Here is a 17,859-nt window from a genome sequence, read left to right as displayed (position 1 = left end):
GGATGAGTTTCGGCCCTACCTATGTTCGAGACGGGGATATCGGCCTGCGGCGGTCCGCCCGTGCGCGGCCACGTCATGGCATCCAAAAAGAGACCCTCGTCCATGGGCTCCTCACGGTCATGCTCTATATGGCGCTGCTGCGCGCCACCGGGATGTGGTACGGCTATCCGTCCAATTTCGATGATGGGATTTCTGTGGATCCGCTTCCGCAGAAGCTGATGCTCTACTCTCTGATTCCGATGATCGGGCTCTACATCATCCTGGAGCCGAACCGATTTCTCTCCTATTTTCGCAGGATTCCGGTTCTTGTCACTGTTGTCGCCGGATTTTCACTGATATCTATTGCTTTGTCGGTCAGCTTCGGGGCATCCGCTCGCGGCATCGCCGCTGTGACGATATTGACGATCGCTCCACTTCTCTACAGACGCCGCTATGGCAGTGTCGATACATTCAAAGTGCTTCAAAACTTTGCCATCTTCGCAGCTTTTGCCAATGTTCTATACACGGCTGCCTTTCCGCAATTCGCCATCATGGGTGGCTCTTACGCCGGGATGGTCAAAGGGCTGTTCTATCATAAGAACACGATGGGGCAGTTCTTTGCGGTCGCCTTCATAGTGGTGGTTTCCATCGGCTTGCCATCCCGCAGGCTTCGGTACCGGACCGTGTTTCGCTGGGCGGCCTTGTTACTGATGCTTTTGTTGATCGCCATCTCGCGATCGTCGACAGCTGTCGTTATGCTGGCAATGGGCCTTGCGACCCTCACCGGTCTGAAAGTAATGTTCAAGATCGGCAACACTGGCGTGCGATCGTTCTTTCTGTTTTTCCTCTGCCTTATCCTCGGCTTCATTGGCGCCACTGCCTATCTCGGTGCTGCGCAGTTGATCGCAGATGCCTTCGGCAAGGATTTGACGTTCTCCGGACGAACGAACATTTGGGAGCAGTTGATTCCGCTGGTCTATGACAAGCCGATTTTTGGATATGGTTTCGCTCTGTTTCGGCAGCCCGAAATTATGGAGGAGTTCGTCCGGGTGACGTTCGATGCGAGATCGACGCATAACACCTATCTCGAGCTCGCGCTCAATATCGGCGTGCCCGGAACAATTGCCTGGGTCGCATTTTTGTTCAAGCGACTTGGGCAACGGATAACGACAGTCTCAGTAGGCGCCAGCTTGAACGAAGTTCAAGCCAAAGAAGTTGCAATCATTATCATGATCATGATCGGCGCGATGATGGAGGCTGGGCTGATGTTGGCCCCCGTCGTGCTTTGGCCGCTTATGGTGGTGTGTTTGCCAAAAGATCCTTCGCCCAGTTCCTTCAGGCCTAGCCCGAGAAAAGCAGCCATGTCGAATTCTCGTCGAAGACTGGCAGTATGATTTTCGATATTCAAACATCGGCTTCCAAAATGTAGAGTCTCGGAACAGTAACCCAGCGTCCGTTTCAAAACGGTCCATGATTTAGCGCAATTCTTGATATAAGAGGTCCCCTCTATGGCTGAGAAAAGGTTGAAAGTTCTCGCCGCCTCCTCGGGTGGCGGACATTGGGAGCAGCTGATGGCCATGCGCGGTGCTTTCGAAGGCTGCGATATTGTCTTTGCAACCACCATCCCCGGTTTGCTTGCCAAGTATGGTATCAAAGACGGACTGGTCCTTCCCGATTGCAGCCGTGACTCAATAACCATGTCAATCCGGTGCTTTTTCAGCGCTTTTGCCATAGTTATCAAGCACAGGCCCGACGTCATCATCTCCACCGGTGCGGCGCCTGGACTCTTTTGCTTACTTGCCGGCAAGATGACGGGCAAACGCACGATCTGGATCGATAGCGTCGCCAATGTCGAGAAACTGTCCTTATCGGGAAAATTGGCTGGCCATATTGCAACGCTCTGGCTCACGCAATGGCAACATCTCTCCCGGCCGGATGGGCCCCATTACGCAGGAGCTGTCCTTTGATCCTTGTCACCGTCGGAACGCAGCTGCCGTTTGATCGCCTCGTCAAGGCGGTCGATACCTTCGCCAAGGATCTGACCAGACCGGTGCTGGCGCAGATCGGCAAGGGCACCTATACTCCACAGAACATGAAATGGATCAAGAATATCGAGCCTGCGGACTTCGATAGGCTCTTTCGCGATGCGACTGTTATCGTCTCTCACGCAGGAATCGGCACGGTCCTCACGGCGAAGCGTTTCGGCAAACCGATCATTCTTGTTCCGCGGAAGGCGGCTCTTGGCGAGCACCGAAACGATCACCAGCTTGCCACGGTCAGCCAGCTTGTCGGCCGGCCAGGCATCTATGTCGCCCAGAATGACGACGAACTCAAAGACTATCTCCTCCAGGACCTGGAGAGCCCCTCTCATCAAGACGTATCCGATGCCGGCCGGACGTCGCTGGTCAACTATTTGAAGGGTTATCTCGCAGCAGGTTGAACCCGTCGACAGGTGCAGACATCCTCAGGCGGGGGAGATTCATTCTCCGCAATCGTGGCCGGCTATGTGCCGGACGAGTTGGGGCAAAATGATTTTAGAAGCGACTTCGGGCCGCGGATGTGCGCCGTCAGGAATTGCAGCGGCCAGATCGTCAGGGGTGAGACTCTCCCAATCGGGGCGGTGGTCGATAAACTCCAGTCCCCGTTTCCGTGCCTCCGCCTGATGAGCCGAGATATAGCTACCGACAAAAGGACGGATCAGCCCCCGCAGTCCTGAAAATGGATTCATCGCCATGAGAATGATCCGTGCCCGCGGCAGGCGTTGATGAAGCTGATCGAGAATGTCGGCAATATTCTTTCGGCTTTGCGCCAGGGACACGAACCGATGCAATGTCGAGTCATTGGCGTAGAGCTCGATCAAAATAATATCCGGCTGCTCGGCAACGACCCGGTTCAGCTGGGTCAAAGCCCACGCCGACGTCTCGCCGCTCTTTGCGACGCTCTCGACTTTCACGGATCTCTGCAGGCAGGCAGAAAGCCTTGTTTGGAGGCCGGGCTGCCATCCCCCGCGCGCTGTCAGCGATGTTCCGAAAGCCACTATTTTCAGCGGTGGAAGGTTCTCGGCATCACTGTTTTCAGTCATGAAAACCATCACGAGGCAGGCTAAAAGCAGAACCAGACCCGATACCGGTCGCCTCTCGGTCGGCGCCGCTCGCCAAAGCCGCAAACATATCATGACAAAACCATATCTCGGCAAGAGCTATACGTCACCCGGCAGGAGAACCTTGTGGAACGGCTGGCAGGCCCTTGAAGCCAACCTTGCAGCAGGCTTGAGACAATATCATGAAGCACAGATCGTCACGCCCGCTTCAGCGCGCAAATCAGCCTTACATCCAACCGGGGATAGCAGCTGCCTCGACACACCGCAACGGTGCCGAGGAGCGCCAATCACTCCTCACGAAATACGTGCTGCATCTGATCGGTCAGCGGTTTTGTGAGATAAGAGATAACGGTCCGGTCGCCGATCTTGATAAAGACTTCGGCCGGCATGCCGGGATAGAGCTTTATTGATTTCAGCTTCGCGATACTTTGTGCCTCCGGCTTGACGCGCACCGGATAATAGCTGATCCCCGTCCGCTCATCCTTGACGATATCAGGCGCAATTGAGGTGATCACCGCCTGCACATCGGGCGTCGTGCGCTGATCAAAAGCGCTGAAACGCACATCGACGGATTGGCCGACATGGACCTGATCGATATCGCGGGTGGCGATTTTCGCCTGGACGGTAAGATCGTCGTTTTCGGGAACGACGAGCCCCAGCGTCTGACCCGCTTCGATAACGCCATTGACGGTGTGCACCGACAATTCGTGAACGCGGCCGCTGAGCGGCGCGGTGATGTCGAGACGGCGGAGTTGATCGAGCGCAGTGCCGCGGCGCTCCTCATTTTCGGCGATCTGAGCTTCGACATCGGTCAGGTCCTTTGCGATCTCCGAGCGACGATCCTCATCCAGCTGAATCGACTGCCGGTCGATTTCGATCGCCTTGCCTTCGGCCTCCGCCTTTGCAGCGATTTCCTGACCGCTGTTACCCTGGAGATCGGCGCGGGCTCGCTTGAGCGTATTCAAACGCTGAAGCGTCACCAGACCCTTCTTGTAGAGAACATCGACGGCTTCGAGCTCCTGTTCGATCAAACCGAGGGAATCGCCGGTGGCGTTGATCTGAACGACCAAGCCTTTGATCTGCTCTCCCAATTGATCCTTGCGCGACGCCAGCTGACTCTTCATTCCGATCAGCGCTGACCTGCGGCTGTCGAACAACTTCCGCTCGCCGTCGAGCAGCTGCTGCGCCGCGGTGCTGGATGTCAGATCGCTGAGGTTTTCGTCGACTTCGAACGACTCGGCGCCGACCCGCTCCGCCTTGAGACGGGCGCGGCGCGCATAAAGCTGAGCAAGCGTGCTCTCGACAATCGACAGCTGTGCTCTTGTCGCCGTTCCATCAAGCCGTATCAGAACCTGTCCGGCCGACACATGCTCGTTTTCAGAGACCAGAAGTTCCGAGACGATACCGCCCGTCAGATGCTGGATCTTCTTGACGTCGCCGTCGACGACAACGACGCCTTCGCCGATGACGGCGCTCGAAAGTTCCGTCGTCGCCGCCCATCCGCCGATGCCGCAAACCAACGCAATGGACAGCGCGCCGACAACCGCCACATGGCGATTGAGGGAGCGTTTGGATTCACTAATAACTTTGCTCACGATCTTCCTTCCGGCCTATTCCGCCGCATTCCCGTCGACCACGACCTTAAGCTGAGCCACGCGCTCGGCAATTGGGGTGCGCGCTGTCTCGGTCCGACTGACCCGCGCCAGAACTTCTTCCTTAGGACCGAATGCGATCATCCTGCCCTCCTGCATCATCAGCACGAAGTCGCACACTGCCAGAACGCCGGAACGATGCGCGATGACAACGACGATGCCGCCACGTGCACGCACGCTCATGATCGCAGCACTCAGCGCCCGCTCGCCTTCCTCATCCAGATTGGAATTCGGTTCATCGAGCACGACGAGGAATGGTTCGCCGTAGAGCGCTCTCGCAAGCGCGATACGCTGTCTCTGCCCGGCTGAAAGCGCAGCACCGCCCTCGCCGATTTCGGTCTCGTAACCGTTCGGCAGACGCAGAATGAGGTCGTGAACGCGCGCCGCCCTCGCTGCGGTAACCACCGCTTCCGGCGACATCTCTTTCGCGAAGCGGCAGATATTCTGCGCGACCGTGCCTGAGAAGAGCTCCACATCCTGTGGAAGATAACCGATATGCCGGCCAAGTGCGTCGCCGTCCCATTGGTCGAGCGCCGCGCCATCCAGACGAATGGATCCTCTGACCGTCGGCCAGATGCCTATCATCGCCCGCGCCAGCGACGACTTGCCCGAGGCGCTGTAGCCGATGACCCCGAGCGCGCTCCCTGCTCTCAGGCCGAAGCTGATATCGGAGATGACCAACCGCTGGCCGGCCGGCGGTCCGCTGGCGACGCCTTCGACCGTCACCTGCTTGGAAGGTGCGGCCAGCGCGAGAGGGGCTGGAATCTCCGGAATTGTCTTCAGGAGGTTCGCAAGCCGCGCCCAGCTTTGCTGGGCGGAAACGAAACCGCGCCAATTTCCAATCGCCGCCTCTACAGGCGCCAGAGCGCGGGACGTCAGGATGGAACCGGCGATGATAATACCTGAAGAGGCTTGACCTTGAATGACCAGGATCGCGCCTGTTGCCAGCGTTCCCGATTGCAGGGCGATACGGAAAATCTTCGAGAGGGTCGCATAACCATTGCCGACATCCGATGCCTGCCGGGTGATGTTCCGGTATTCGCCGTTTTTGCGATCCCAGATCTCAGCCATCGTGCCTGCCATGCCCATGGCATGAATGACCTCGGAGTTGCGGATCGAGCTCTGCGCAAATCCGTTGCGCATGTTGGCGGCTTCCGATTGCCGCTTGGAGAGCGTACGCGTGCCCTGGTTGGTCAGGTACGTCAGCATGGCGAGAACGAGCGATCCGCCGATGGCGATATATCCAATAGCCGGATGGAACAGGAAACAGATGACGAGATAGAAAGGGAGCCAGGGCAGATCGAACATTGCCGTCGGGCCCATGCCGGACAGGAACGTTCTTATCTGATCGAAATCCCGCAGGGGCTGAAGCCCGTCGCCGCCGATCTTGACCTTCAGCGGCGCTTTGATCAACGCCCGAAACACCCGCCCATTCACCATCTCGTCAAGCGCACCGGCAACGCGAACGAGCATTCTGCTCCTGAGAACTTCGAACGCGCCCTGGAAAGCATAAAGAGTCAACGCAAGTATTGCCAAGGCGGCCAGCGTCGGTATGCTTTTGCTTGGAATGACTCGATCATAAACCTCAAGCATAAAAAATGAACTTGTGAGGTAGAGGATGTTGATAAGTGCGCTTGCTATGCCAATAAAGATCAGGCCCCCTTTGCATTTCCGCAATGCTTTGGACGGTTCATTGACGTCAGCTGTCGAACTTTGAAACACGAAGCAATCCTCTCTTACCGCATCGCTAACCCGGCGAAGCCGCGGATACACATTGCAGTTGCGGGCTTATCAAGCCCAATCATTGACATGCTGCCTTAGGAGCCGGCACCGGTGCCGCCCCCGCTTGCAGCCTATAACTTAGCTCATGAGTCCCACTGAAAAGTGACCGAAAATACAAATTTATCACGAACAATTTCAGAGGCTCTAACATTAACGCTACGATAATCATACCGGCCGAAGCAAGAGATAATCGCAATCCGCCCAATAACGGCTCAAAGCGGCGAACATGTGGCGCACTTATATCGATATTTACTAGGATGCTAACTATAAATGCAATCTATAGTTAACTTTTATGAGTACCTGTGGAACATTTCCATAATCACCGCGTGACTTCAGCGTCCGCCGATAGCGACGGCCTTCACGACCCTTGAAAGTTGAAGCATTTCCGCCACGCGCGGGAAACGCTTCGGGATCCGCTGCAGTTTCAAGCCAGCATTTGTGAGACGTGACTGCCGTGGAATGCGTCGACGTTGATGGAGACGCTCAAGCTGTCGGTATCGATATGCGAAGCGCCATCGGAGATCTTGTATTGGAAGGTCTCGCTCACTTTTCCGCTCAAACCCGCGATTTTCGCAGCGTCGACCGTGTAGGTGTAATCGCCATCACTCTCAACATGGATGACGCCGTATTTTCCGGTCAGCGTCAGGCCATGCTTGTCAACTGCGCTATCACCGAAGCGGCGAAGCCATACGATGCCGTTGCTCGCGCTGTCGTTTTCCAGCAGATTGCCATGATAACCGCTGCCGGTATCGGCCGAAATCTTCAGGTTGTCATGCACTGCGACAATTTTGGGAATGACAACTGCATCTGTGGCGGGAGCAGGTGTTACCGTGGTCGTCGGCGGAGGCATCACTTCAGGCTCGGCGACAGCCGGCGAGGTGTTGTCGCCCGTGCTGCCTGCAGCGCTGTCCAACTCTGCCTGCGCCTGCTCGAGGGTTTTGTTCTCTCCGATGGAGAACGTATTTTGGGCGGCAATTGTCGCCGGCATCGTGAGCGTCGGTACATCGCTGTCGATGATATTGTTGTAGAAGGAGCCTGATGCCGGTTTGTCAACTTTCAATGCGGACGAGGAAAGTTCGTCGAAGATGTTGTCGTGGACAGTGATATTCTCGCGAATATAGCCAGGGTTGCCGACGGCGCTGACCAAAACCCCGTAGACGCCGTCATGCAGATAGTTTCCGCTGATGTCGTAGTTCTTCGCATCGCCTTGGTCACCGAGACCGATACCGTAAGACCAGCTATAGCCGCCATATCCTGAGATATCATTGTCGTGGATGGCGATATTCGTACCCGCCTGCGCGCTCAGTCCAAAGCCGCCACCGAGCAGAGTGTTGCCCTCGACCACGGCATTGGTCGCCCGGATCAGCACCAGAACACCCTTGGCGCTATTCGTAGCCGTCTGCTCAAGGTGGTTGTCCGCGACCAATATATTGCTGCTGTCGTTGAGCTGGATCGCGTCTGCTGCGCTGCCTAGACTGTTGGTGACGGTATTGTTGACGAGGATGACGCCGTTGACCCTATCCATCCAGATCCCGTCGGAATGCACGCCGGTCAGCGTACTGTTCTCGATGGTGATGTTCTGGCTGCTCTGGAAGCTGACCGAACCAGGTTTACCGGACAGGCCGGTATTCGACACTTCGACATTGCGCACGGTCCAGTTTGAAACATTGCCGGCATAGATCGCGTTGGCGCCGGTATCGGCGATCTTGATGTTCTCGATGATGATGTTCGAAGCCTTGGAGCCGTGGATCCCGTCATTGCTGCTGTGAATGACCGGCGCGTCACCGATGCCGTAGCTGCCTATGGTGATCGGAGCGTTGACAGTCCCGGAATATCTCAGATCGAACTGTTCGTTAAAGACGCTTCCGGCCGCCAGCAACACGCTGTCGCCGGGGTTCAGCTTCAAGGCTTCCACGGCGGATAACGTCGCGAATGCCGAACTCTCGCTGGTCCCGCTGTTATTGTTGGATCCTGTCGCCGAATTCACATAATAGACAGTCATGCGTGATCTCCCCGATGTTAGGAGATCTTTTAATGGCGGACCTCTATCCGCCTGCTAAAATGAAACACTAAAATGCGTTCTATCTCGCGATATTCTTGGGCAACGGGCATTAATATTTGTGGAGTTCGAATATTTTCTGCATCGCAAAAAGCCGTAAGAACACAAAATGGTTGTATATTTAACTAAAACCACAACCTCCATGACCGTTGCCCCGCCAGAGACTACGTCTTCTTAGATGATGACGGGAGGCAAAGATCACGGAAAACATTTACTTCCCAGCAGCCAGCGTTCTGGCTGCACGAGCGCACGCATACCCCAATAGATTAGTATTTCTACTAAACGGCGCAGATGAGATTTGCAGCAAGAAGTGACTATCTCCTCTGCTTGACTTAATTTTCATATTTCTGTCGTATATCGCTCGATTCACCGTGCATAAACAAACTGCCATGGAGAAGAAATTCGGTTTATCGCGAGGCACGTTCGTTATGGTATATTATTAACGCCACGATTTATGTTTATGAGGCTTTTCATCGCCTTACGCACTCGCATGTACGCCGATATGAGAAAACACATCCATAAATATAAACTTTTTGTTAATCATATCCTTGACTCATTGTATTAAGATATCCTTAATCGGGCCGCTTGCTGAAGTTCAAACATGACCAGCGAACAATATTTCAAGGAGAGACCCCCGATGGCTATTCATGCAACAGACGATTCTGCAACATTCCTGGAAACGGACGTTATCTCAGGAAATCTGCTGACCAATGATACATCTGATGGCAATCTATTCTTGCGCGCTTTTGATCACCAGAGTGTAGGCGCCAAGCAACCCGGCCAGATTACCGAAATTCACGGCGATTATGGTACTTTCTACGTCAAGGCGGACGGCAGCTATACCTATGTGCTGAGTGATGCCGCGAAGATCGGCTTCATCAACGGCGAAACGCTTCAGGAGAAAGTCTCCTACAAGATTTCCGACGGGGCCGGCCACACCGATTTCGGCCTGTTCACCCTCAATATTCAGGGCGTCACGCAGGTTAAGCCGATCGCAGTGGACGATCATTACAGCTTCAACGAAGGCGATTCCATCGGCGGCAACGTTCTGGACAATGATATTGCCGGCGACAATGGTCACCTCTTCCTTCGCCAATTCGACGGCACGAACGTCAACGCCAATCCGGGCGCCATAACCGACGTACTCGGTACCTATGGCACGTTTCATGTCCAGGCGAACGGCGAGTTCACCTATGAGCTGACATCCGATATCGCCCCGGGCGACCATGCCACCGAAACCATTCGTTACTATAAGATCTCCGACGGCGAAGGTCATACTGATGTCGGCATTTTGACGCTCAACATCACCGGGACGGACGTCATCTCTGGCCCCGTCGTCTGATCGACGACAGGCTTCTCGGCCCGCTTCCTATGCAAACGGGCACCGATAAAAAAGCCCGCCGCACAAAGCGGCGGGTGGCTTTGTCGTATGGGAGAGAGTACGGCCGGAAATCGGAATTCGGCACCAGGCGTAGATTTATAGTGTTAGTGCGTCTCTTGTGCGCCGACAGGGCCGCACAAAGCTCTAAGGGAAGAGCTCCGCGCCGTGATCACTTGCTGCAGCGTTGCCGGAAACGCGCTGTCGCTCCGTCTCCTGCCTTCTCCAAAGTTTTATCTAAGATCGGGCGGAGTTGCGGGCTGATTTGCTTCATGACGGCGTTGACCCTGCAACGATCGCCAAGCTTCAGCATGGTCATGAGATCGCTGTCGAGCGCGTGGCCCGCCGCCAGGAGCGTTGTATCGGTAAAACCGTTCCAGAAATAAAACCGCGTCAGAATCATCGACTCATCGTAGGGCGCCAGAGCAACCGAACGTTTCATCATGCCAGCACTCGACAGCGGCTCTTCTGCAATCTTCGACTCGACCGCCGCAAGACGCAGCCAGAAATTACTGTTCGTCGGCATGCATGATAATGCATGTTGCAGATAATGACGTGCACTGGCGGCCGCGGCAACCCAGTCGTCGTAATCGATATTGACGTTCTGTCGATCGAGCTGCGTCAGAACGAGCGTCAGGCCGGCGGCAACAATGTCAGATCGGCAGTAGTGTCCGTCGATTCGTTCAATGGCGCGCGCCGCATATCTCGCCGCGACATTGTTCGCGACAGTTTCGCCGCGTTCTATCCTCTCGGCGACGATCGAAATGCTGGCCGTCCTGATCGAAGCATAGAGCTCGCGGCTGGCCAGCGCAGTAAAGGCCACGGCGACGATGAAGAAAACGATTCTCGTGCGCGAAACAGGCCGAATGCCGAACATCAGCTTTCGGTATAGTATCGGGAATAGCGCTTGTAATAATATTCGCTCGAACCAAATGTCCGGTAGAGCTTCATCTGGGCCGGATCGACCTTGGTTAGTATGGCGCCGACGCACTTCGTATAGAGATCCGGCTCAGACAACAATGTCGATTGGACCACCTTCCGCGAAGTCTTGCCCCACTCGATCACGAACACGACCGCATCGAGCTTCGGGTTAATGGCGCGTGCATCCACCACCGGAGCCAGAGGAGGCAAGTCGACGATAATGTAATCGAAACTTTGACGCGCGATCTCGAGAAGCTGATCCATACCGCGCGATGCGAGCAGCTCCGACGAATGCGGAACGCGATAGCGTGCCACCGTCGGCAGGAATGCGAGCTTTGTTTTGGGGTCGAGGAGAATGAGATCCTTCAGCGGACGATTGTCGACGATTGCTTCAAGCAAGCCGGCTTCCGCGTGGCGGCCGATCGCCCGCGTCGCTCCGGGATTGCGCATATCGCCGTCGATAAGCAGGCACCGTGCCCCTTGCATGGCCAAGAGCTTGGCAAAATTGATGGCCGTCGTCGACTTGCCTTCACCGGGCAAGCTCGACACCACACCGATGACTTTGCAGCGCTGGTCGGAGGCACTGATATCGATCGCGATTTTCGCGCTGCGAAGCGTCTCGGCGAATGCCGACAGCGGATGCTCCTCGACATAAGTTGTGGTCTTGCCGCCTCTGGCGATGCTTCGCGGGTTACCCGGATCAACGAGCGTCGGATCCTCGACATTGTTATCAATCAGCGGCATGACGCCAAGCGATTCGACGTCGAGCATATCCTTGACATCGTCACCGGTGCGGAAGAAGCGATCGCGGAATTCACGGAAAGCTCCAATGCCGCTACCGAACGCGCATCCCAGGAACATGGCGAAAGCGATGACGAGGCTTCTTTTCGGCGCACTCGGCTTCGTTGGCGTCTCCGCAGTCGTGATGATACGTGCGGCGGTAATTGGGAAGCTCTGCTGCTGGATCGCCTCTTGATAGCGCGCCAAGAAGCTCTGATAGAGGTTCTTATAAGTATCCCGCGTCCGCTCGAGCTCGCGGAGCTGAACCTGCGTCTCACCCGCCGTTGCGGCCACACCCGTTGCCTTATCAACGCTGTCACGCAGCGATTTTTCGCGGGACTGCGCAACCGTCAGCTCGCTCTGATAGCTCTCGGCGATGCGATTCAGTTCGTCGAACATGAGCCGTTCGTATTCGGCCATCTCGGCGCGCAGCCGGACGGCCTGGACGTGGTCGGGACCAAGCCGCGCCTCGATTTCGGCCTCGAGCTTCGAGGCTTCGAGATATTTCTTGCGAAGTTCGTTTGAAATCGAGCTGTCGAGCACGTCGGTCACGATCGCATCGGTCTGCTTGGCTTCGATGATCGACTTGATGCGGGTATATTTCGCTTCGGCCTGAGCCGTTTCGGCCTGGGCCTTGATCAACTGGCTGTTCAGCTCGGAAAGCTGTTGCTCGCTGAGCAAGTTGCCCTGCCCCGCCTCGACGAGCCCATGCTCGCTTCGGAACTTCTGCACTGCAAGGTCGGTGTCCAACGCCTGCTGCCGGAGTTCTTCGATACGCTCCTGCAGCCACTCGCCGGCCCGGCGTGTCGCGTCATATTTCGAATTGAGCTTATCGACCAGATAAACATCGGCAATGGCGGCGGCGATTACTCGCGCCAGATCCGGAGACTGCGAGGTGTAGGTGACGTCGAGAACGTAGGATTTGCCGACACGCTCGACATCGATATTTCCGGCGACGGTTTCTGCGGCCCATCGCCGCTTCATCTCCAGATCGGGAGCGATGGCCGCGTCATCGGCAAACCAGGAGCGAAAATTCAGCAGAGATTTCAGCGTTGCGACAGAAAAGAGTGAGTTCTTCTGTGCATTGAATACCGGATCGTCGACAAGTTTCAGCTTGTCGACGACGGCATAAGCGATCGTATCGGACTTCAACAGCTCGACCTGGCTGAGGACCGTACCCTCGTCATCGTCCAACTGGCCAAAAGCCGCCAGCTGGTTAATCATCTGATTGTCGCTGCGGTCGATCAGCACTTTGGTCTCGGCTGTATAGACCGGCACCGCCGTCAGAACATAGACGACACCGAGAATGCCAAAGGCGAAAGCGCATACCGCTACAATCCGCCACTGGCGACGGACGATTGCGATAAGCTTGTCGAAATCGATGAAATCAGCTTCGTTTCCCGTATCGCGGGAAGGGTCGATACGCGGCGTAAGTTTATCTGGCGACAGCAATTTCGATCTCCAACAATGGCGTCAAGCGCTAAGATCTACAGGCAATTCCAGCTATTGTGTGACGGGGACGCTCTGACTGGTCGACTCCGATGTATCAGAGGACGACTGGCCCGCTCCTCCCGCGCTGACGATTGTCGTCGTCGACGTTGTGGACGAGCTGTCCTCATTGTTCGTATCCGAAACCCTAAGCGTGCCGGCAGTCGTGGCGCTGCCGTCAAACGGCGTACCGTCATCCGACCCGGGACCTGTCTGCCCGATTGAACCAGTGTTGCCGATACCGGATGCTGCCGCTGGCGCACCTGTGCCCGGACCGAGCGCCGCCGTCCCGCCTTCGGCCAGAACCTTTGCAAAGGCTGTCAGCAGCGGCGCAAGATTGGGATCGGCGCTAGCCGCCTCGGCAACAGCTTTTTCGATCGCCAGTTTGAACTGCGGATCCGAGACTTGGCAACTGTTTGCGGCTCGCCCGAGACCGGATCCGATCGCCGCCATCTGTGCGGCATTAGCCTTCTTGGCCTGCTCGAGTACCGGCAATAGGGCGTCGTTGCTGCTCCCTACCAGCGCTCGGACACGCGATGACAGAACCAGGGGATCGGACATGTCGAGCAGAACGGCAGGATTGGCGGTAAATCCGCCGACGTCTGCGGGTGTGAGATTTGCAGGACCCAGGCAAGCAGCCGCAAAGGCGCTCGAAGTCATGCCGACAAAAATCCCCGCGGCAATTCCGCTGTATGCAAGTTTACGATAAACACTAAACCTTGCCATAAAAGTGGCTTCCTTCATCAAATCCGCTATCGCAAACAGACCACCAGCACCGATCGTTTACGATCGGCGCCGGCTACTCCCCACTTAGTTTCCGAGGTCTTGGACCGCATTACGGGTATCGCGTGCGTCGTCCGTGACGCCGGCAACAGTGGACGATACCGAGTTTACGATGTCAAGGAACTTGACCAGTTCGATAGAGTCCGAATTGGAAATATAGATAATATCCTTGTCTTCCATCTTGAATTGCTGAGCGGCAAACAGGGTTGCCGGATCACGAAGATTAGCGCGGATAATCACCGGAACCGTCTCGCCCGCAAACCGCGTCGTATCTACATGCATCGCTGCCAGCGTCTTCTTCGGGACAAGGCGATAGAGCAGGACCTGGGCTGGATCCGCACGGTCGTCACGCAGACCGCCCGCCTTGGCGATGGCTTCCCCGAGGGTCAGGTCCGACTCCTCGAAATCGAACCGGCCGCTCACGCCGGCGGCGCCGAGCGCCAGGAACGTGCGACGCTCGTGATCAACGGAGATCGTGTCATCCGGCGCCACATAGATATTCTCCGCCGGGTTTTTCAGCAGCGTATTGTAGGCGACGGTCGCCGTTCTGCCGCGGCGCTGAAGCGTCACGTTCGTTTCGATATTATTGGTCGTCAAACCACCCGCGGCGGAAATGACGTCGAGAATGCGCTCACCGGCCGGACTGATCTGAACGCGCTGAGGATTGTTGACGTCACCCAGCACGGCTACCTGACTGGAGCGGTTAGTCGTCGTTGTGATAACAACCTGCGGCTCGATTGCGCGGCTAGCCAGACGATCTTCGACGTCCTGCTCGACAGTCTCCTTCAGGCGACCGGCAGCCGGAACGCGACCCGCATAGGGGATCGTGATCGTTCCGTTTCTATCGATGGTCTGCTCTGGCAGAGAGATATAATTGCCAGGCCGGCTACCGGCGTCGGACGGAATGAAGAGACCACCGGACTGGGCTTCGAAAATCGCAACCTGAACGACGTCGCCATAACCGAGTGGAATTTCGGGCGCGCCACCGCGTCCACCGCCAAAACCCTTGAACGAGGTCGGCTGCGGAGTCGTGAAATAGGCCAGGACGTTTTTGCTGAGATCAACCAGGGCGTAGTCGATACCGACTCGACGCTCCTTCGTGGTTACCTTTACCGCGGCGTTTCGATCAACATCCTTGTGATCGGGGCCGGACCTTGGCAAGGACGTGCAGCTTGCCAATATACTCGTTAGCGCTACAACAATGGCGACGCGTGTACTACCAACAGGAAAACAACCCATAGAATAACCCGTGTTGACGCCCTTGAAGCTACTGCTCCGCAATCGGACAAATTACAAGACAATCCCTGATCAATAATTACCAAATGCCGTTTATCATTCCTAACTGTGGCAGCCCGGCAACGCCGCGCCCTTCAGGAAACCAACGGCCTCAGCCCGACTCTCTGACGTCGGCAATAATCTAAAGGCTGCGTCCGCTATAAAATTTCTTAGGTTTAGGAGTCAACCCGCAGCCCTGAATCAATCCGGCATCTTCGAAAAACCTTCATAAATTCCATTCATTTAAGCCATTGCGCATGCACGGGTCACCCATATTGGCGATCCGTTTCGCGGTGACTGCGGCCGAGGCTGATTGCAACAACGGCGCTCAGGAATGCGGAAAAAAATACTGCGAAACCAGGGATTTGCAGCGAGAAGTCGACCGCGGCATGAAGAGCGACCAGAACCGTCGCCGCTATGCCGAGCAGAACATAATGTCGCAGGCGCCGCCTCTCGGAGAGCCCGCGCCAGAAAACCCTCGCGAGCACTGCGAAAGCAAGAAACGTCGCGACTGGAAACGCTACCCCCAAGCCCAGAAATCCTTCGAGGTAGAAATTATGTGCACGGTCAAAAATCCCGAAGATGCCGCAGGCCGGATCACGATAGGCCGGAAAAACGGTGCGAAAGGTCCCGAGGCCCGTTCCGGTTAACCAGTGATCCGAAATGGCGCGCCATATGCCGGGCAGAATACAGAAACGATCATCATCCTCGAGCCGCCGTTCCTGCGCGCGTAAGATCGCTTGCCCTGCAAATATGCTTAGCAAGAGGACGACGAAAATTACTGCCGCGAGAAGCTTTAATACCGAATGCCATTTCGGTGCCGATATTAAATATCGCCTTGAGCTGTTCCAATTGAGGACCAGCCAGGGAAAATAGATGAGCGCGGCAACAAAGGTCGCGAATATTCCGGCGCGGGAGCGGCTCAGCATCAGCGCGGTGAAACATGCACATAAGAGCAGAATATAGATCCACGTTCTCAAGAGCAGAAGGTTTCGGCCTGGTTCGCCGGGCGGATGGGTTGAATAGGAACGGGCAATGTCCCTGACCAGCGTCAGCATGAGCAACGTTCCCAGCCCGAGGAAAGTGGCGGCGGTATTGCGGTTTACGAAGATGGCCGTCAGGCTGTCGAGGTAGGCGTGTTTTTCTATGACGATCAAGACGTTGGGAAACATCGAAAATTGCAGCAGGCCGAAAACGGCGATGCCCCCCGCCGCGAGCCCCAGGCTGGCGAGCATTTTGCGCGCTCGTTGATCGGTATCGCACAAGATAAGTCCGGTCAGAAAGGTCACGAAAGGCAGGGCCACCCAGAGTATCGAGGCAAGCGTGTCCGCCGGTTCGACGGAGATCGCCGCATGTTGGACGCCCGCCAGATCGCGTGCAGCGCTCCAGGCAGGGTTTGCCAGCAAATTGGCCGGCAGTTCGATCGTTTGGATAAATGTCCAGCTCGTCAGCACCACGAGCAAAAGCAAGGCGATCTTGAACACCCACCTGCTTTGTCTTGGCTCCGCAAACAGCAATACCGAAACGATGGCAAGAGCAAACATCCCGATTGCGGCGAAGGCGAAGGGCAAAGGTGTGACACTTCCAAAAGGAATGAGCGTCAATATCACCAGGCCGATGAAGGCAACGAGAACCGCCTCCCGCAAGACCTGCCTGTTGATGAGGTTGGATAACATTTGACTTCACTCACCAGCAGTCAAAACGAGCCAATCACAACCAGTACGGTTAATATACTCGCACTAACATAAGTTGCAGATCAAGCGCTTGCGTGTTAAAGTGCAACAGAATTCCACATCGTTAAAATTGTCACGAATGGCTTAAGCCAATCGAGACAGGACCCCGCTTATGCTCCTTCAAGCAGCAGAAACGGGACAGACGTTCTGTGCCCAATACTTGGCAGGTCGCTAAGTCGCCATGCCATTGACTGAGCCAAAAGGCAAGCCTGATCTCAAGCGCTTGCCCTGACGGGGATCAAGAGATGAAGAAAACCTTCGTTACACTTCTGGCACTGGCTTTCACTGCGGGGAATGCCTGCTCTGCATTCGCGGCCGGCCCCGCAGGTTTCGCCCGCGGCCTGACCAGCGGTTCGGAGATCAGCTATATCTCCGAAAAGGGAAAGATCGTTCCACCCTTCGCCCAGGTGCTGTTCTGCGCCCAGAACCCTTCCGAATGCCGCGACAATAACGGACTGTCGGTCATCGCACTGACGGACAAGGAAATGCTGCAGCTGAAGAATGTGAACAACACCGTCAATCGTACCATGATCGGCCGCAACGATTCCCGCAACGAGCTGAACGGCGATGTCTGGAAGGTGAATGTGCGCAGCGGCGACTGCGAAGATTTTGCGTTGACCAAGCGCAGCCGCCTGATAGCGATGGGCTGGTCATCGCGCGCCTTGCGGATCGCAACAGCCTATACACCCTCCGGCGAAGGGCACGCCGTCCTCGTGGTCAGAACCGACAAGGGCGACCTGGTGCTCGACAACAGGCAAAGCAGCATCAAGGACTGGCGCGATACGGATCTGCGTTGGGACAAGATTCAATCGGGAACAGACCCCTACGTCTGGTACCGGCTGTAGCGGCCGAGGCAGCCGATAGAGCAATTCGTCTCATTCCCGGATTGAAGTCGAGCCGGCGCTCACGAACGGCTCGACTTGTCATAT

The 17,859-nt window shown here is 56.0% G+C and carries 14 protein-coding genes; 5 read left to right on the top strand and 9 right to left on the bottom strand.

Annotated features, from left to right (window positions below):
- Positions 1-2: 2 nt before the first annotated feature.
- The 3 genes from FHT70_RS04555 to FHT70_RS04545 all read left to right on the top strand — a co-directional run bounded on the left by FHT70_RS04555 (position 3) and on the right by FHT70_RS04545 (position 2,419).
- A complete protein-coding gene (locus tag FHT70_RS04555) occupies positions 3-1,373 on the top strand; it encodes an O-antigen ligase family protein (RefSeq protein ID WP_183699219.1) in 1,371 nt (456 codons plus the stop codon).
- Positions 1,374-1,487: 114 nt separating this feature from the next.
- The gene (locus FHT70_RS04550) at positions 1,488-1,946 is read left to right on the top strand and encodes a glucuronosyltransferase (RefSeq protein WP_183699217.1); all 459 of its coding nucleotides are present in this window, start codon (positions 1,488-1,490) and stop codon (positions 1,944-1,946) included.
- Positions 1,943-2,419 (top strand): glycosyltransferase, encoded by a 477-nt coding sequence (locus FHT70_RS04545; protein ID WP_183699215.1) that lies wholly within the window; start codon positions 1,943-1,945, stop codon positions 2,417-2,419. The genes FHT70_RS04550 and FHT70_RS04545 overlap by 4 nt, the downstream gene beginning before the upstream one ends.
- 39 nt (positions 2,420-2,458) lie before the next feature.
- On the opposite strand, the gene FHT70_RS04540 is transcribed toward FHT70_RS04545, so the two are convergent.
- The 4 genes from FHT70_RS04540 to FHT70_RS04525 form a co-directional block, all read right to left on the bottom strand.
- Positions 2,459-3,154, bottom strand: coding sequence for an SGNH/GDSL hydrolase family protein (locus FHT70_RS04540; protein ID WP_183699396.1), 696 nt, complete (start codon positions 3,152-3,154; stop codon positions 2,459-2,461).
- Between the two features lie 212 nt (positions 3,155-3,366).
- Entirely contained in the window at positions 3,367-4,674 is a 1,308-nt protein-coding gene (locus tag FHT70_RS04535; RefSeq protein WP_085779117.1) for an HlyD family type I secretion periplasmic adaptor subunit, read from the bottom strand.
- A gap of 15 nt (positions 4,675-4,689) precedes the next feature.
- Positions 4,690-6,453, bottom strand: a complete 1,764-nt coding sequence (locus FHT70_RS04530; RefSeq protein ID WP_183699213.1) for a type I secretion system permease/ATPase — start codon at positions 6,451-6,453, stop codon at positions 4,690-4,692.
- 484 nt (positions 6,454-6,937) lie between these two features.
- Positions 6,938-8,515, bottom strand: a complete 1,578-nt coding sequence (locus FHT70_RS04525; protein WP_183699211.1) for a right-handed parallel beta-helix repeat-containing protein — start codon at positions 8,513-8,515, stop codon at positions 6,938-6,940.
- 694 nt (positions 8,516-9,209) lie between these two features.
- Between FHT70_RS04525 and FHT70_RS04520 the strand changes: the two genes are divergently transcribed.
- The gene (locus FHT70_RS04520; RefSeq protein ID WP_183699394.1) at positions 9,210-9,914 is read left to right on the top strand and encodes an Ig-like domain-containing protein; all 705 of its coding nucleotides are present in this window, start codon (positions 9,210-9,212) and stop codon (positions 9,912-9,914) included.
- A 208-nt stretch (positions 9,915-10,122) separates the two neighbouring features.
- On the opposite strand, the gene FHT70_RS04515 is transcribed toward FHT70_RS04520, so the two are convergent.
- The 5 genes from FHT70_RS04515 to FHT70_RS04495 form a co-directional block, all read right to left on the bottom strand.
- Positions 10,123-10,827, bottom strand: coding sequence for a hypothetical protein (locus tag FHT70_RS04515; protein WP_183699209.1), 705 nt, complete (start codon positions 10,825-10,827; stop codon positions 10,123-10,125).
- On the bottom strand, positions 10,827-13,103 hold the full coding sequence (locus FHT70_RS04510) for a polysaccharide biosynthesis tyrosine autokinase (protein WP_183699207.1): 2,277 nt from the start codon (positions 13,101-13,103) through the stop codon (positions 10,827-10,829). The genes FHT70_RS04515 and FHT70_RS04510 overlap by 1 nt, the downstream gene beginning before the upstream one ends.
- 51 nt (positions 13,104-13,154) lie before the next feature.
- Positions 13,155-13,865, bottom strand: coding sequence for a sugar transporter (locus FHT70_RS04505; protein ID WP_183699392.1), 711 nt, complete (start codon positions 13,863-13,865; stop codon positions 13,155-13,157).
- A gap of 84 nt (positions 13,866-13,949) precedes the next feature.
- A complete protein-coding gene (locus FHT70_RS04500) occupies positions 13,950-15,161 on the bottom strand; it encodes a polysaccharide biosynthesis/export family protein (RefSeq protein ID WP_183699205.1) in 1,212 nt (403 codons plus the stop codon).
- Between the two features lie 302 nt (positions 15,162-15,463).
- Positions 15,464-16,873 (bottom strand): O-antigen ligase family protein, encoded by a 1,410-nt coding sequence (locus FHT70_RS04495; protein ID WP_183699203.1) that lies wholly within the window; start codon positions 16,871-16,873, stop codon positions 15,464-15,466.
- Between the two features lie 302 nt (positions 16,874-17,175).
- Between FHT70_RS04495 and FHT70_RS04490 the strand changes: the two genes are divergently transcribed.
- Positions 17,176-17,775 carry a transglutaminase-like cysteine peptidase gene (locus tag FHT70_RS04490; protein ID WP_183699201.1) on the top strand — a complete coding sequence of 200 codons (600 nt, stop codon included), beginning with the start codon at positions 17,176-17,178 and terminating at the stop codon, positions 17,773-17,775.
- The last annotated feature ends 84 nt before the right edge of the window (positions 17,776-17,859 follow it).

The sequence above is a fragment of the Rhizobium sp. BK049 genome (assembly GCF_014193135.1).
Classification (GTDB): domain Bacteria; phylum Pseudomonadota; class Alphaproteobacteria; order Rhizobiales; family Rhizobiaceae; genus Rhizobium.
Note: the sequence above shows the minus strand (reverse complement) of the source record. Positions and strands in the feature narration are given on the sequence as shown.

What these genes read in the sequence shown, in the direction of transcription:
- FHT70_RS04540 (WP_183699396.1), bottom strand. Translation starts at nt 3,154, where the DNA reads ATGATATGTTTGCGGCTTTGGCGAGCGGCGCCGACCGAGAGGCGACCG.
- FHT70_RS04515 (WP_183699209.1), bottom strand. Translation starts at nt 10,827, where the DNA reads ATGTTCGGCATTCGGCCTGTTTCGCGCACGAGAATCGTTTTCTTCATC.
- FHT70_RS04555 (WP_183699219.1), top strand. Translation starts at nt 3, where the DNA reads ATGAGTTTCGGCCCTACCTATGTTCGAGACGGGGATATCGGCCTGCGG.
- FHT70_RS04495 (WP_183699203.1), bottom strand. Translation starts at nt 16,873, where the DNA reads ATGTTATCCAACCTCATCAACAGGCAGGTCTTGCGGGAGGCGGTTCTC.
- FHT70_RS04500 (WP_183699205.1), bottom strand. Translation starts at nt 15,161, where the DNA reads ATGGGTTGTTTTCCTGTTGGTAGTACACGCGTCGCCATTGTTGTAGCG.
- FHT70_RS04550 (WP_183699217.1), top strand. Translation starts at nt 1,488, where the DNA reads ATGGCTGAGAAAAGGTTGAAAGTTCTCGCCGCCTCCTCGGGTGGCGGA.
- FHT70_RS04505 (WP_183699392.1), bottom strand. Translation starts at nt 13,865, where the DNA reads ATGGCAAGGTTTAGTGTTTATCGTAAACTTGCATACAGCGGAATTGCC.
- FHT70_RS04525 (WP_183699211.1), bottom strand. Translation starts at nt 8,515, where the DNA reads ATGACTGTCTATTATGTGAATTCGGCGACAGGATCCAACAATAACAGC.
- FHT70_RS04520 (WP_183699394.1), top strand. Translation starts at nt 9,210, where the DNA reads ATGGCTATTCATGCAACAGACGATTCTGCAACATTCCTGGAAACGGAC.
- FHT70_RS04490 (WP_183699201.1), top strand. Translation starts at nt 17,176, where the DNA reads ATGAAGAAAACCTTCGTTACACTTCTGGCACTGGCTTTCACTGCGGGG.